This window comes from Herbaspirillum robiniae (assembly GCF_002213415.1).
Taxonomy (GTDB): domain Bacteria; phylum Pseudomonadota; class Gammaproteobacteria; order Burkholderiales; family Burkholderiaceae_D; genus Herbaspirillum; species Herbaspirillum robiniae.
Genome location: NZ_NJGU01000013.1, coordinates 91,588 through 106,776 on the forward strand (window position 1 = coordinate 91,588; position 15,189 = coordinate 106,776).

Sequence of the window (15,189 nt, forward strand, 5' to 3'; positions counted from 1 at the left end):
CATGCAGGCCGCAGGCTCAGAATTGCTCCCAGTCGCCCTCGTCGGCAAGTTTTCCCGTCTGTGGCTTTGACGCGGCTTGCGCCGCCGCTTGTGAAGAAGATGGTGAAGACACGTGTGAGGACGGCCTGTCCGCGGCAGGCAGCCTGGCCGCAGTGCGCGGAGCATTGGATGAAGCCAGGCCCCCGGCCTGCGCCGGCTTGACAAGCGCGGTCCGCGCCGGTGCGGGGCGTTTGGGCATCGCAGCAACTCCCTGGCCTGGCTCCGCCTCGCCCAGCTTGAAGGTCCCGACCACTTCCGTCAGTTGCCCGGCCTGGTGCGTGAGCGACTGCGCGGCGGCCGCCGCCTGCTCCACCAGCGCCGCGTTCTGCGAGGTGGTCTCGTCGATGCTGGCGATGGCGGTGTTGACCTCGGCGATGCCGGCGCTCTGCTCCTGGCTGGCATGGGAGATCTCTTCGACGATGTCGGTCACGCGCTGCACGCTGGAGACGATGTCGGTCATCGTGGCGCCGGCCTGCGCCACCAGCCGGGTGCCGGTCTCGACCTTCTCCACCGAATCGGCGATCAGCCCCTTGATCTCCTTGGCGGCGCTCGACGAGCGCTGCGCCAGGCTGCGCACTTCCGAGGCCACCACAGCGAAGCCGCGTCCCTGCTCGCCGGCGCGCGCTGCCTCCACCGCGGCGTTCAGCGCCAGGATATTGGTCTGGAACGCGATGCCGTCGATCACGCTGATGATGTCCACCACCTTTTGCGACGAGCTGTTGATGGAGCCCATGGTCTCGACCACCTGGCTGACGACGGCGCCGCCCTCGGCCGCCACCTGCGAGGCCGACGCCGCCAGGCGGCTGGCTTCACGCGCGTTGTCGGCGTTCTGCTTGACGGTGGCGGTGAGCTGCTCGATCGAGGCGGCCGTCTTCTCCAGCGAACTGGCCTGCTGTTCGGTGCGATGCGACAGGTCCAGGTTGCCCGAGGCGATTTCCTCCGCCGCCGAGGAGATCGCATGCGTGCCGCTGCGCACCTGGCTGACCACGCGCTGCAGGCCGGCGTTCATGGCCTTGAGCGAGGCCATCAGCTGGCCGGTCTCGTCCCGGCTCGCCACCTCGATGGCCACCGTCAGGTCGCCTTCCGCCACCTGGCCCGCCACATGCACCGCCTGCCGCAGCGGCGTGGCGACGATCCTGGCCAGCCAGAGCGCCAGGATCACGCTCAGCAGCAGGCATGCGACCAGCAGCGCGGCGATCATCGCCAGCGAGGAGCGGTAGACGGTGTCCGCCGCGCGGCCAGCCTCGCGGCTGCCCTCCTTGTTCAGGACGACCAGCTTGTCAGCCGCGTCGAACACCTCCCGGTAGTGGCGCGCGCCTTCGCCGCGCATCAGGTCCAGCCCCTGTTCGCGCCTGCCACCCTCGAAGGCCTGAGCGACCGCCGCCTGCACCCGCTTGTAGTCATCGAAGGCCTGCTTCAGGCGCCGGTATTGCGCCTGCTCTTCCGGCAGCGGGGCCAACGGGCCGAACGCCACCAACTTTTCTTCGAACAGGGCCAGCTGGGCGTCCACCTGCTTCTTGTAGGCCGCGTCATCGGTGCCGGAGGAACTCAGCCGCAGCAACTGGTTGCCGCGCACGCGGCTGATCGCCACCTCCATCTCCAGCGCGATCTGCACGCTGGGCAGCCAGTTGTCGGCCATGTCGGTGGTGGAGCGGTTGACCTTCTGGATCTGCAGCAGGGAGAACAAACCCAGGATGCAGGTGAGCGCGAGGATCAGGAAGAAAGTCAGCGCGAGCTTGATGGAAATCCTCAGGTCATAGAACCATCGCATGGTGTCTCTCCTCGTTGGCGGGATGGATGCGGAATGCGCGGGAAGGCGCGCAAGGAGCATCCATTCTGCGGCGCAGGCGGGAAATTGCCACTCGAATAATTTCTAGTTTTATCTTGTTTTTATGCGAGCCAGGCGACGAAAACCGGCGGCAAATAAAAACGGCCCGGGTTGACCGGGCCGTTTTCATCCAGACAGACCAGCGCCGACAGCGCCGGGGAAACTCAGAAGGTTTCCCAATCGCCGTCGTCGCTGGCCGGCAAGGCCTTGCCGGCGGGCGTCTTCGCCACCGCGGCCACGGCCGGCTTGGCGGCGACTGCCGGGCGGGATACCGGACGCGGCGCCGCCTTCGGCTTGGCTGCGGACGGCGAGGCGAAGACCACGGATGCCGCCGGCGCGGCGTAGCTGCGTGCGGCCGGGCCCTTCTCGATGATGCGGAATGCCGACACTTCCTGCATCAGGTTCTGGGCCTGCTGCTCCAGCGCCTTGGCGGCCGCGCTGGCTTGTTCCACCAGCGCGGCGTTCTGCTGGGTCGCCTCGTCCATCTGCGACACCGCGCGCGAGACCTGGTCGATGCCGGCGCTCTGCTCGCTGGAGGCCGACGAGATCTCGCCCATGATGTCGGTCACGCGCTGCACCGCGTTGATCACTTCGCTCATGGTGGTGCCGGCCTGGCCCACCAGTTCCGAGCCGGCTTCCACCCGGTCCACCGACAGCATGATCAGGTCCTTGATCTCCTTGGCGGCGCTCGACGAGCGCTGCGCCAGCGCCCGCACTTCCGAGGCCACCACCGCGAAGCCCCTGCCCTGCTCGCCGGCGCGCGCCGCTTCCACGGCGGCGTTCAGCGCCAGGATGTTGGTCTGGAAGGCGATGCCGTCGATGATGCTGACGATGTCGGTGATCTTGGCCGAGCTCTCGCGAATTTCTTCCATGGTCTGCACCACGCGGCCGACCACGGCGTTGCCGTCGGCGGCGATGGTCGACGCGTTCACGGCCAGGGTCGAAGCCTGGCGGGCGTTGTCGGCGTTGTGCTTCACGGTGCTGGTCAGCTCCTCCATGCTGGAGGCGGTTTCTTCCAGCGAGGCCGCCTGCTGTTCGGTGCGCGAGGACAGATCCAGGTTGCCCGAGGCGATCTCGCGGGTGGCGGTGGCGATCGCGTCGCTGCCGCTGCGCACGGCGCTGACGGTATGCGTCAGGCTCTCCTGCATGTGCGCCAGGCCGGCCAGCAGCTGGCCCATTTCATTCTTCGAATGCACGTGCACCTGCTGGGTCAGGTCGCCGGCGGAGATGGCGTCGAAATGCTTCAGCGCGCGGCCCATCGGCTCGGCGATCGCGCGGCGCAGGGACAGCCAGCTGTACAGCGCCAGCAGCAGGCCGACCACGATGGCCACGCTGGAGAAGGTACGCGAAGCTTCATAGCGGCGCGTGGACGCCTCCAGGCTCTGCGCCGCCTGCTCGCCCTCATACTTGCTCAATGCCTGGCCGTCGGTCTGCATCGCGGTGTAGATGGTGCCCACCACGCGCGCCTGGTCGCCGATGGCCTGGCGATCGCCCGACTTGATGGCTTCGGCAAACTTGACCAGCGCCTGCTCGGTCTTCTCGATGCCTTCGGACACCTTCTTCACCAGCACCTTGCCGTCTTCGGTCTGCGGCAGCTCGGTGTACTTGGCCCACCATTGCAGCGCTTCCTTGCGGCTGTTGGCGTCCATGCCCATCATGCGCTCGGCCCAGGCCGGGTCGTTGGTCAGCGCGGCCTGGTCCAGCGAGGTGCGCTGGCGGCCGATCCAGATCAGCACGTTGTCGGCGGCGACCGTCTTGGGAATGCGCTCTTCGGTCAACTCGCGGTTGATGCTGACCGCGGCGGACATGCCGAGCAGGCCGGACGCGCCGATGGCGACCAGCAAGATGGAAAGGATAAGGATGGCGATGGCGAGCTGCGCCTTGATGGATATGTTTTTAAGCGACATAGGACGTTGTTCCGGTGGATGAAGAGGATGCGCGGCAAACCGCGCCACAGCCCCAAGGCCGCGTGTACCCGCGGCGGCCGCTTCAGTCCCCTCCGGAACACGGCGTAGATTCCTTGGCTGAACACGTCCCGGCTCCCGCCCCCGATGACAGGAAAAACCAGGCCGCATTCCGGCTGCTCTATCTTAACGGCAACATTCTGAAAATCTTCAATCCTCACATCTGTACCGCCCCGCACGGCGGCACAGAAACAACAAAAAAGCGCCGCGGGCGGTGGCCGGCGGCGCTCAATTGAAAACTTGACTTTCAGTCAAGTCATGCGGACATCCCGATCAGAACTCCTCGAACTCGTCATCCCGCGCCAGCGCCGCCGGCTTGCGCGGCGCTGCGGCCGGCAGGCTGGGCGCGGCCTTGACCGGACGCGCGACGACCTCGATCTCCGCCGGCGCATTGACGGTGCGCGCCGGCGCCGCCATCAGCGGCGCGGCGGCCTGCGACGACATCTTCAGCTTGAAGATGGACACCGCATGGGCCAGCGCGTCGGACTGCTCCTGCAAGCTCTCGGCGGCAGCCGCGGCCTGCTCCACCAGCGCGGCGTTCTGCTGGGTGATCTCGTCGATCTGGGCGATCGCGTTGTTGACCTCGGCGATGCCGGCGCTCTGCTCCTGGCTGGCGGCGGTGATCTCGCCCATGATGTCGGCCACGTGCTTGACCGAGCTGACGATCTCGCTCATGGTCGCGCCGGCCTCGTCGACCAGCTTGCCGCCGGCGTCGACCTTGTCCACCGAGTCGCTGATGAGCTGCTTGATTTCCTTGGCGGCCGTGGCCGAACGCTGCGCCAGCGAGCGCACTTCGGAAGCCACCACCGCGAAACCGCGGCCCTGCTCGCCGGCGCGCGCGGCTTCCACCGCGGCGTTCAGTGCGAGGATATTGGTCTGGAAGGCGATGCCGTCGATCACGCCGATGATGTCGACGATCTTGCGCGAGCTTTCCTTGATCGAGCCCATGGTCTCCACCACGTCGCCCACCACGCGGCCGCCCTTGGTCGCATAGTCGGACGCCGACACCACCAGCTGGTTGGCCTGGCGCGCGTTCTCGGCGTTCTGCTGCACGGTGGCGGTGAGCTGCTCCATCGAGCTGGCGGTCTCTTCCAGGCTGGAGGCCTGGGACTCGGTGCGGTTGGACAGGTCGACGTTACCGCGCGCGATCTCATGCGAGGCGACGGCGATGATGGCCGCGCTCTCCTTGACCTCGTTCAGGGTCGAGGCCAGGTTGGACTGCATCGCGCCCAGCGCGTTGACCAGCGTGGCCGCCTCATCGCGGCCGCGGTCGTGGAAGTCCTGCGTCAGGTCGCCGCTGGAAATGGTCTCGGCGATGCCGCCGGCGCGCTTGAGCGGATTGACGATGGAACGGGTGATCACGAAGGTGAAGAAGAAGCCCAGGCCCAGCGTCAGCACGCCGATCACCAGCATGCCCACCTGCGCCTTGCGGTAGCTGTCCTTGGCGTCGGCGTGGGCGGCCTTCATGTCGTCCTGCTGGAACACCGCCAGGGCGCCGACGCTGGCCATCCATTTTTCATGGGCCGGCAGGAAGTCGCTCTTGAGCAGCTGGGCCGCGTCGAAATAATTGCCGCTGCCGACCTGCTGGCGGATGGTGTCGACGATGGGGAACAGCTTCTTGCTCTCGGCTGCGGTCGCGCCCAGCAGCTCCTTGCCGCGTCCGGTGGAAGACAGTTCGTTGATCTGCTTCTCGAAGTTCGCATAGGCCACCAGGATCTTGCCCAGATGTTCATCTTCGGCCTTGCCTTCGGCGGCGTCGGTGGGCGTGACCACCTTGCGCAGCGCCAGGGCCAGCTCGCTGCCGGCCTCGCGCATGTTCATCGCGGTGGTCATGGCGGCGACCTTCTTGTCGATCACGTATTCGCTGCTGGCTTCCAGCTCGGCCATGCGCCACAGGCCGATGGCCAGCAGTGCGGCCGCGCACAGCAGGATGAGGCAGAAGCCGAAAGCCAGGCGGGTGCCGATCTTGAGATTTTGAATCATGGATGTGCTCTTCCTCTGTAAGAACCACGACGTGTTGCAGACACCACCCGGCGACGCCGGCGCGCTCTTGCTGTTCGCCTTCCCTGTCAATCAGCACGATTCATGCCTGCCGCCGCAATGGAAGCGGCATCAGGCGCGAACGCATGCGGCGAAATGCGGCAAGCCGGAAACCGGCGGCCGCAGAGCATCTTTTCGTCTGTATGGATTAGCCGGAACGCAGCATATGACGCTGGCGGGTGCCGCTGCAACTCGCAAACGGCTGTTCTTGTACGGCTCCGACGAGCGGCATCTTAGAAGAGCCCAACTGCCCCAGCAAATGCTTTGTCGGCATGCATTTATGTGGCTTTTGCATAGTTTGCTCAAATCGGGGCATGCGCCCCGAATGGGGGCATGAAAGTCGCATTCGGGGCGCGCCGGCGGCCGGCGCCGCACGACGCAAACCCGCGCGCACATTGACATTCGGACAACGCGTGCGCGATCGCGCGTGCCGGCGCGCGACCGTGCCGACGGTATCAGAATTCTTCCCAGTCGTCGCTGCCGCCGGATTTTGCCGTGGCCTTGGCGGGCCTGGGCGCGTCATGCTTCAACGCCGGTTTGGCGACAGGTTTGACAGCCGGCTTCGGGGCGGCGGCGATCTTCGGCGCGCCCTTGGGCGCCGCCTTGGTGGCCGCTGCGGCCGGCTGCTTCGGCGCAAGCGCCCCGGTGGCCGGCGCAGCTGCAGGCGCGGCCGATACCGGATGCGGCGCGTCGCCGTCGCCGGTCCTGAACACGCTCACCGTGCTCCACAACAGCTCGGCCTGTTTCTGCAGGCTCTCGGCCGCGGCCGCCGCTTCCTCGACCAGCGCGGCGTTCTGCTGCGTGATCGATTCCATCTGCGAGATGGCGTCGTTGACCTGGGCGATGCCGGTGCTCTGCTCCTGGCTGGCCACGGTGATCTCGCTCATGATGCTGGCGACCTGGCGCACCGAGCCGACGATCTCGCCCATGGTGGCGCCGGCCTCGTCGACCAGCTTGCCGCCGGCGTCGACCTTCTGCACCGAGTCGCCGATCAGCTCCTTGATCTCCTTGGCGGCCGAGGCGCTGCGCTGGGCCAGCGAACGCACTTCGGAGGCCACCACCGCGAAGCCGCGGCCCTGTTCGCCGGCGCGCGCCGCTTCCACCGCCGCGTTCAGCGCCAGGATGTTGGTCTGGAAGGCAATGCCGTCGATCACGCTGATGATGTCGACGATGCGGCTGGAGCTGTCCTTGATCGCGCCCATGGTCTGTACCACGCTGCCGACCACCTCGCCGCCGCGCGCGGCCAGTTGCGACGCCGAGTTGGCCAGCTGGTTGGCTTCGCGCGCGTTCTCGGCGTTCTGCTGCACGGTGGAGGTGAGCTCTTCCATCGCGCTGGCGGTCTCTTCCAGGCTCGAGGCCTGCGACTCGGTACGGCGCGAGAGGTCGGCGTTGCCGGTGGCGATCTCGCGCGAGGCATGCTGGATCACGTCGATGCTGCTGCGCACGTTGCCGACGATGCCGCCCAGGCTGCCGGTCATCTCGTTGAGCGAGCCCAGCAGCTGGGCCGATTCATCGCGTCCCGGCGCCTGGCTGCGCGCCGTCAGGTCGCACGCGGCCACTCGCCGCGCCATCTCCACCGACTCCAGGATGGGATGAGTCACTGAACGGCTGACAAGCACGCCGAACCATGCCGCCACCAGGGCCAGCAACAGGATGCAGCCCAGCACCGCCATCTGCCCGCGGCGCAACGCCTGGTTCTGCTGGTCCAGCTGCGCGGCCAGCACTTCGGTGACCTGGCCGATGGCCTTGAACTGCTCGTCGATGGCGGTGGTGAACTGCTTGAAATAGTCGGCCGAGGCGAAGCTCACCTGGTCGGGCAGCAGGATCTGTTCGCGCGCCAGCTTGATGGCGCCGCTGCCGAGCTGGTTGGCGTTGTCGAACGTGGCGCCCAGCTTGTCCCTGAGCGCGGGATTGGCCTCCACCGCCTTGGCGAAGGACTTCTGCGCGGCGGCCAGCTTGTCCTGCGCGCGCTCCAGCATGGCCACCAGATCCAGCCGGTCTTCGCGCTTGACCTCCTTCTTCAGCAGCAGGCCGGCGCCGCGCGCGCGGGCGCGGCCGAGGTCCTCGGTCAGCGAAGGCATGGCGATGAAGGCGGCGTTGATCAGCTGGGTGCTGTCGAAGTCCGGATCGATGGTGTACTTGAAGTAATCGAGCACCCGCTCGCTGATGTCGAACAGCCCGGCCACCACCGCGCTATGCGCGGCGAAGCTGGCGGGCGCGGCGATGCCCTTGCCGGCCACGGCGTCACGCACCCTGTTCCAGGCTTCGGTCTGGGCCCGCAGCGCCTCGCCCACCTTGGGCTGGTCCTTTTGCATCTTGCCCAGGGCCTCGCCCAGCGCCTGCAAGGCTTTGTCGACCTCCTGCGCCTTGGCCTCGCGGGAGGGGGCGACGCCGGCATCCCCGTTGAGCAGCACGGCCGACATGCCGCGATGCTGCTGCATCAGCTGCACCGTGCGCAGCAGCCGACGCACCGGCTCCACGCCTTCAATCTCCATCTTCTTGAACGCGATCACCCGCTCGGTACTGGTGACGTACAAGGCTGTCGGCACGCCGAACAGGATCAGGCCTATCGCACCAAGCAAAGCAAACTTTTGCCAAAGCATCAGGTTGGCCAACAAGCGTTTCATCGCATTCCCCCGGTTGAACTGTCAAAAAAGAACCGTCTATGCGGATGTGTGCCCTTGCCTCCGTGTTCTATTTTTCGCTGCGGGGGAGGATGTCAAAGGCCCGAATAAACGTTTCAGTTTTAGCAAATTCCGTTCCAAAGACAAGGTGGCCACCCGCAAAGCCTTGCCGGTGGCGGAACCTCAGAAAACCTCAAAATCGGGAAATGAAAACGGCGGCGATGCGCCTGTCGATGTCGGGCAACATCATTGGGATTCTGGCAACCCGTGGCGAGACGATGCGGCCCGCCGGTGGACGGGCCGCAAGGAGAGCGTGGCGTGGCCTGGCCGGCCTGGGCTCAGCGCGACTCGGGCGCCGGCTTGATGCCCGCCAGCTTGGCCTGCCCCGGACGATGCGCCAGGTGCAGGTGCTGCAGGAACTGCAGCGTGGCGGACTCCCACGAACGGCTTTCGGCGTGGGCGCGCACGATGTCCTTGTCCAGCCGCAGCGCCTGCAGGCAGGCTTGCTTGAGGTCGTGCTTGAGCACGCCGGAGACGCCGTTGTCGACCACGTCGATCGGTCCTTCGACCGGATAGGCGGCAACCGGAATGCCGCAGGCCATGGCCTCCAGCAGCACCAGGCCGAAGGTATCGGTCTTGCTGGGGAAGACGAACACGTCGGCGCAGTTGTAGTAGGCCGGCAACTCGTCATGCCCCTTGGCGCCGAGGAAGCGCACCTTGGGATAGCGCTGGGTGAGCTCCTCGAGCTGCGGACCGTCGCCCACCACCCACTTGGTGCCGGGAAGGTCGAGCTTGAGGAAGGCTTCGATGTTCTTTTCCACCGCCACCCGCCCCACGTAGAGGTACAGCGGACGCTCGATGCAGGCGTGGTCTTCCACCGCCGGGCGGAAATGCGCGGTGTCGACGCCGCGCCCCCACAGCACCACGTTGCGGAAGCCCTCTTCCTCCAGCGCCAGCTTCATCGCCGGCGTAGGCACCATGACGGCCTGCGAGCGGCCGTGGAACCAGCGCAGCAGGCGATAGGTGATCGCGCGGGGCAACAGCTTGCGCGCGGCCAGGTACTCCGGGAAGCGCGTGTGGTAAGCGGTGGTGAAATTGAGCTTGCGGCGCACGCAGTAGCGGCGCGCGGCCAGCCCCATCGGCCCTTCGGTGGCGATGTGGATGCAGTCGGGCTGGAAGCGCTCCAGCGCCTCCGAGATGCGCGCATACGGCTGGTAGGCCAGGCGGATTTCGGGATAGGTCGGGCAGGCGAAGGTGCGGAAGTCGCGCGGCGTGAGCATCATGACCTCGTGCCCCGCCGCGCGCAGGCAGCGCACCGTGGAGCGCAGCGTGTTGACGACTCCGTTGACTTGCGGTTCTCCCGCGTCGCTGATGATGGCAATGCGCATAAAACTGTCGATACTTGTGTCAGGCAAGGATGAGGTCCTTGGCGGCTGCCTTGGCTTCTTTCGCTGCTTTTTTGAGTTGCATGATTTCACCCCAGGTCACCAGGCGCAGCGCGCCGCTGGGATCTTCGACCAGTGCGGTCAGGCTTTCCACCCAGTCGCCGTCGTTGCAGTAGGTCACGCCGCCGATGTCGCGGATCTCGGCCTTGTGGATGTGGCCGCAGATGACGCCGTCCAGGCCCTTCTTCTTGGCCTCGTCGGCCAGCGCGTCCTCGAACGAGGTGATGTAGCTGACCGCGTTCTTGACCTTGGACTTCAGGTACTGCGACAGCGACCAGTACGGCAGGCCCGCGCGCGCGCGCCAGCTGTTGAACCACTGGTTGAACTTGAGGATCATGGTGTAGAGCGAGTCACCCACGTAGGCCAGCCACTTGGCGCAGGCGATCACGCCGTCGAAGCGGTCGCCGTGCAGCACCAGCATGCGGCGGCCGTCGGCGGTGACGTGCACCAGTTCATCGCGGATCTTGATGCCGCCGAAGTCGAGGTCGATGAACTGGCGGATCACTTCGTCGTGGTTGCCCGGCACGAAGATGACGTTGGTGCCCTTCTTGGCCTTCTTCAGCACGGTCTGCACCACGTTGTTGTGCGGCTGGTCCCAGTACCAGCGACGCTTGAGCTGCCAGCCGTCGATGATGTCGCCCACCAGGTACAGCGTCTCGGACTCGGTGGCGCGCAGGAACTCCAGCAGGCGTTCGGCCTGGCAGCCGGTGGTGCCAAGGTGGATATCGGAAATCCAGATGGTGCGAAAACGCAGCGGGTCGCGCCGGCCTTCGTCGTCGGCGGGCTCGTTGCGCTCGTCGTTTCCGCCCAGGTCCGCGAACAGACCCTGGGCGTTTTCCATGAACTGTTCGCGTGGCTTCATGCGGCCCTCGTTTCCTTGAGGTAGTGGCGGGCGTAGCGGCTGTCGAGCTTGGCCAGCGGCAGCAGCAGGAAGAAGTCGGCCGAGTGGAAATCAGGATCCCATGCCGGTTCGCCGCACACCCAGGCGCCGCTGCGCAGGTAGCCCTTCAATAGCGGCGGCACCTGCGGCTCGTGGCCGGCTTCGCGCTCCTCGATCGGGAACGGCAGCTTCGGCGCGACGCGATAGTCGGGCGGCGCCAGGTTCTTTTCCTTGAAGGCGTGGTACAGCGCGGCCGCGTTGTGGCCGCCATCGGCCAGGCTCACGCTGGCGCAGCCCATCAGGTATTCGCAGCGCTCCTTGCGCATGTAGGCGGCCAGGCCTGCCCACAGCATCATGATCACGCCGCCGCTGCGGTAGTCGGGATGGATGCAGGCGCGGCCGGCCTCGGCGATCACGCCGCGGATGTTGTCCAGGCGCGAGAGGTCGAACTCCTGTTCCGAGTAGAACTTGCCCATGCGGCGTGCGCCGTGCGGGCTCAGCACGCGATAGGTGCCGACCACGCTCAGGGTCTTGCTGTCACGCACGATCAGGTGATCGCAGTAGTCATCGAACTCGTCCTTGTCGAGGCCTTCGTTGTTGGCCAGGGCCGACAGGTTCATGGCTTCGATAAAGACCTTGTAGCGCAAGCGCTGCACTTCACGCACTTCTTCCGGGGTGCTCGCGAGGCTCAAGCTCAGCTTGGAAAAACTCGGATTGGCATCGGCAGGAATGGTAAGCAGTCTCATGCATCGTCCTTTATGGTTCATGGGATAACGGTGCACAGACTAACGATCGATTATTTCAGCCACATGACGCATCGAGCAACTTTGGCGGCACAACAACATCAAGGCCCGCAGCGTTACAATTGCATGACAAAGACGGCGCAGGAGACCCGGTCCGCAGGCAGGAAGACTGCCTGAAGAATGGTGCGCCGCCTGGGTTTCAGCGAAACGGCATGTGGCGTATGCGAGCCCCCGAACTTTGCCGGCGAGGCTACATCGAAACGGCATCCGGGAGGTTTTTCCCGCCGCCGCGCCGGCTGCGCGCGCAAGGATCGCGCCGCGAATTTCGCCGTCACCGCCGGCTCACGGCATCGGCCCACCGGACGTCAGTCAGGTGTCAGCCGGATGTCAGCAGATATCCAGGCCGATAGTCAGCCCGATATCTAGCCCGATAGCCAGCCAGATAGTGAGCCCGAGATTCAGTTTCATTTTGCAATGTCCATCAACTCGAACCAACAAAGGAAACATATGCTACTCAAGGATAAAGTCGCCCTGATCACCGGCTCGGCCAGCGGCATCGGCAAGGAGATCGCCGTCGAATACGCCAAGCAGGGCGCCAAGGTCATCATCGCCGACCTCGCGCTGGAAGCCGCCAAGGCCACCACCGACGAAATCGTGAAGGATGGAGGCACCGCCATGGCCGTGGCCATGAACGTCACCGACGAGACCCAGGTCGACAAGGGCGTGGCCGACGCCGTCAACACCTACGGCGGCCTGGACATCATGATCAGCAACGCCGGCATCCAGATCATCAGCCCGGTGGTCGACCTGACGCTGGACAACTGGCGCAAGATGCTGGCGATCCACCTGGACGGCGCCTTCCTGACCACCCGCGCGGCGATGAAGGCGATGATCAAGCAGGGTCGCGGCGGCTCCATCATCTACATGGGCTCGGTGCACTCGCACCTGGCCTCGCCGCTGAAGGCGCCCTACGTCACCGCCAAGCACGGCTTGCTGGGCCTGGCCAAGGTGGTGGCCAAGGAAGGCGCCAAGGACAAGATCCGCTCCAACGTCATCTGCCCCGGCTTCGTGCGCACGCCGCTGGTGGAAAAGCAGATCCCCGAGCAGGCCAAGGAACTGAACATCAGCGAAGAGGACGTGATCAAGAAGGTGATGCTGAAGGACACCGTCGACGGTGAATTCACCACCACCCAGGACGTGGCACAGACCGCCGTGTTCCTGGCCGCCTTCCCGACCAATGCGCTGACCGGCCAGTCGGTGGTGGTCAGCCACGGCTGGCATATGCAGTAAGCCGGCGCCGCCGCAGACCAAAGCCGCCTCCGGGCGGCTTTTTTGTTGTCGCCGCGGCGCTCGTAACATGCCGCAACAACTTCGGCGCGAGGCGTCATCCGGCAGTCATATTGCAGGCATAAGGTGAAACGCCGCCCTGCCCACGGAGACCGCATGGATGACAAGACCCTGCAAGCCTTTCGCGCCTGCGTCAACGAGACCGCGCCCGAGCGCCGGCGCGTGCGCCGGCTGGTGGCTTGCGGCCAATGGCGCGAGGCCGAGCCCGACGGCAAGCGCGCGCTTTCCTACGCGCTGCGCCAGCGCAACCTGGGCGCGCCGGGCGGTCCCGAATCCATCATCGGCGACACCGAGGATTTCCTGCGCGCCAGCTTTCTCCCGCAAGGAGCCGCGGTGGCGCGCGCCGTGGCCTACGTCGAGGTCAACGCCGGCAACGCCACCGAAATCGCCACCGGCTTCATGGTCAGCCCGCGCCTGTTCATCACCAACCAGCACGTGATCGCCGACGCTGCCGCCGCGCGCGGCACGCAGGTGACCTTCTTCCGCGAGCTCGATGAACGCGGCGTGCCGCGCCCGACCACCACCTTCCTGCTCGACCCCGACAGCTTCGCGCTGTTCTCCCCCGACGACCAGCTGGACTACGCGCTGGTGGCGCTGGGCCCGCGCCAGTCCGGCGACGCCTCGGCCGCCGACCTGGGCTTCTGCCCGCTGTCGGACCAGCCGGACAAGCACGTCATCGGCATGAACACCAACATCATCCAGCATCCGTCCGGCTGGATGAAGATGCTCAGCCTGCGCAACAATACGCTCACCGCGCGCACCGAGCACACGCTGCTCTACGAGACCGATACCGAGCAGGGCTCGTCCGGCTCGCCGGTCTTCAACGACGACTGGCAGCTGGTGGCGCTGCACCACTGGGGCGAGCCTTTCCTCGACGGCGGCGCGGCGCAGGCCGGCAAGAACAAGGCGCGCGCCGGGGCCGCCGCCGATACCCCTGCCGTCCCGCGCAACGTCAACGAAGGCGTGCGCATCAGCGCCATCTACCGCGACCTGGCGGCGCGCCTGGATGGATTGCCCGCCGCATGGAAGCCGCTACTGCGGGAGGCGCTGAACTACCAGTCGGCCGCCGCTCCCGCCGACGGGCGCAGGCAGCTGTCGCCGCCGCACGCCGCTCCCGATTCCGCTTCCGAAGGCCTGCCCCTCACTTCCATCGCAAAGGACGCCCGCATGAGCCACACCAACGACAACGCCGCCAGCTTCACCATTCCGCTGGAAGTCACGGTGCGCGTGGGCGGCGCCGGCGGCAGCGCCGGCACGGCCGCTGCCAATGCCGCTGCCACTGCCGGCTCGCAGGCGATGCCGCAGCGCCGCCTGTCCCCGCCGCCGCAGGCGCGCGGCGCCGAAGCGGTGCGCATCGACCAGGACTACGGCAACCGCGGCGGCTACGACGCCGCCTTCATTCCCGGCGTGAAGCTGCCGCTGCCCAAACCGGATGACAAGCTGGCGCGCCAGATCGCCGCCCTGCGCGCCGATGAAGCCGATGCCGCCGGCGGCGAGCTCAAGTACGAGCACTTCAGCCTGAAGCTGATCAAGGGCAAGCGCATCGCCGCCTTCACCGCCACCAACATCGACGGCGCCACCTATCTCAGCGTCGACCGCGGCACCGGCCGCGCAAACGAGGCCGAGGGCGACACCTGGTTCCAGGATCCGCGCGTCTCGGCCAGCTTTTACCTGGGGCAGGACTTTTATTCGGCATGGTCGACCTACTTCGACCGCGGCCACCTGACGCGCCGCTCCGATCCCAGCTGGGGCACGCCGGAAGAAGCCGAGCGCGCCAATGCCGACACCTTCCACTTCACCAACTGCTCGCCGCAGCATTTCCGCTTCAACCAAAGCGCCGTCTACTGGCAGGGGCTGGAACGCTACGTGCTGGAAAACGGCGTCCTGGCGGCCAGTTCGAAGGGCCGCATCTGCGTGTTCCAGGGGCCGGTATTCAATGACCAGGTCGACCTGTGGGCCGACGATGTGCAGATTCCGTCGGCCTTCTTCAAGATCGTGGTGTGGAAGGGCAAGGAAGGCCTGAAGGCGGTGGGCCTGCTGGCCGACCAGTCCAAGCTGCTGTCGGAAACCCGCCATAGCCTGGGAGCGCCGCAGGATCTACCGTCGGTGGATGTGAACCATTGGCGGGTGGGCATCGCCGACATCGAGAGGATGACCGGGCTGGATTTCGGCGCCAAGGTGCGCGGCGCCGACACCATCAAGGATGGCGACCAGCCTCGGGTGGGCGAAGCGCGACTCCTGGTGAGCGCCTTCGACCAGATCAAACTGTAAGGCCTCGC

At 66.2% G+C, this 15,189-nt stretch carries 11 protein-coding genes; 4 read left to right on the forward strand and 7 right to left on the reverse strand.

Translation table 11 applies throughout. The annotated features are described in order from the left end of the window. Positions 1-16 precede the first annotated feature (16 nt). Both CEJ42_RS25410 and CEJ42_RS20890 read right to left on the reverse strand, forming a co-directional pair. Positions 17-1,810: a methyl-accepting chemotaxis protein gene (locus tag CEJ42_RS25410; protein WP_088752413.1), complete on the reverse strand. Its 1,794-nt coding sequence runs from the start codon at positions 1,808-1,810 to the stop codon at positions 17-19. 221 nt (positions 1,811-2,031) lie between these two features. Then, the gene (locus tag CEJ42_RS20890) at positions 2,032-3,774 is read right to left on the reverse strand and encodes a methyl-accepting chemotaxis protein (protein ID WP_088752414.1); all 1,743 of its coding nucleotides are present in this window, start codon (positions 3,772-3,774) and stop codon (positions 2,032-2,034) included. Positions 3,775-3,887: 113 nt separating this feature from the next. Between CEJ42_RS20890 and CEJ42_RS24855 the strand changes: the two genes are divergently transcribed. Next, positions 3,888-4,067 (forward strand): hypothetical protein, encoded by a 180-nt coding sequence (locus CEJ42_RS24855; protein WP_129587811.1) that lies wholly within the window; start codon positions 3,888-3,890, stop codon positions 4,065-4,067. A 37-nt stretch (positions 4,068-4,104) separates the two neighbouring features. Here CEJ42_RS24855 and CEJ42_RS20895 read toward each other — a convergent pair whose 3' ends face one another. Next, the gene (locus tag CEJ42_RS20895) at positions 4,105-5,814 is read right to left on the reverse strand and encodes a methyl-accepting chemotaxis protein (RefSeq protein WP_088752415.1); all 1,710 of its coding nucleotides are present in this window, start codon (positions 5,812-5,814) and stop codon (positions 4,105-4,107) included. Here CEJ42_RS20895 and CEJ42_RS24860 point away from each other — a divergent pair. Then, on the forward strand, positions 5,813-6,208 hold the full coding sequence (locus CEJ42_RS24860) for a hypothetical protein (RefSeq protein ID WP_129587812.1): 396 nt from the start codon (positions 5,813-5,815) through the stop codon (positions 6,206-6,208). The two genes, CEJ42_RS20895 and CEJ42_RS24860, sit on opposite strands and share 2 nt — an antisense overlap. Positions 6,209-6,326: 118 nt before the next feature. On the opposite strand, the gene CEJ42_RS20900 is transcribed toward CEJ42_RS24860, so the two are convergent. The 4 genes from CEJ42_RS20900 to CEJ42_RS20915 form a co-directional block, all read right to left on the reverse strand. Then, on the reverse strand, positions 6,327-8,498 hold the full coding sequence (locus CEJ42_RS20900; RefSeq protein WP_088752416.1) for a methyl-accepting chemotaxis protein: 2,172 nt from the start codon (positions 8,496-8,498) through the stop codon (positions 6,327-6,329). Positions 8,499-8,833: 335 nt separating this feature from the next. Then, a complete protein-coding gene (locus CEJ42_RS20905; protein WP_088752417.1) occupies positions 8,834-9,883 on the reverse strand; it encodes a glycosyltransferase family 4 protein in 1,050 nt (349 codons plus the stop codon). A gap of 19 nt (positions 9,884-9,902) precedes the next feature. Next, positions 9,903-10,802, reverse strand: a complete 900-nt coding sequence (locus CEJ42_RS20910) for a UDP-2,3-diacylglucosamine diphosphatase (RefSeq protein WP_079216035.1) — start codon at positions 10,800-10,802, stop codon at positions 9,903-9,905. After that, positions 10,799-11,566, reverse strand: a complete 768-nt coding sequence (locus tag CEJ42_RS20915) for a GNAT family N-acetyltransferase (RefSeq protein ID WP_079216037.1) — start codon at positions 11,564-11,566, stop codon at positions 10,799-10,801. The genes CEJ42_RS20910 and CEJ42_RS20915 overlap by 4 nt, the downstream gene beginning before the upstream one ends. A 504-nt stretch (positions 11,567-12,070) precedes the next feature. Between CEJ42_RS20915 and CEJ42_RS20920 the strand changes: the two genes are divergently transcribed. Next, complete coding sequence (locus CEJ42_RS20920; RefSeq protein ID WP_088752418.1) at positions 12,071-12,853, forward strand: 3-hydroxybutyrate dehydrogenase; 783 nt, start codon at positions 12,071-12,073, stop codon at positions 12,851-12,853. A gap of 153 nt (positions 12,854-13,006) precedes the next feature. After that, positions 13,007-15,181, forward strand: coding sequence for a DNA/RNA non-specific endonuclease (locus CEJ42_RS20925; RefSeq protein ID WP_088752419.1), 2,175 nt, complete (start codon positions 13,007-13,009; stop codon positions 15,179-15,181). Positions 15,182-15,189: the final 8 nt, after the last annotated feature.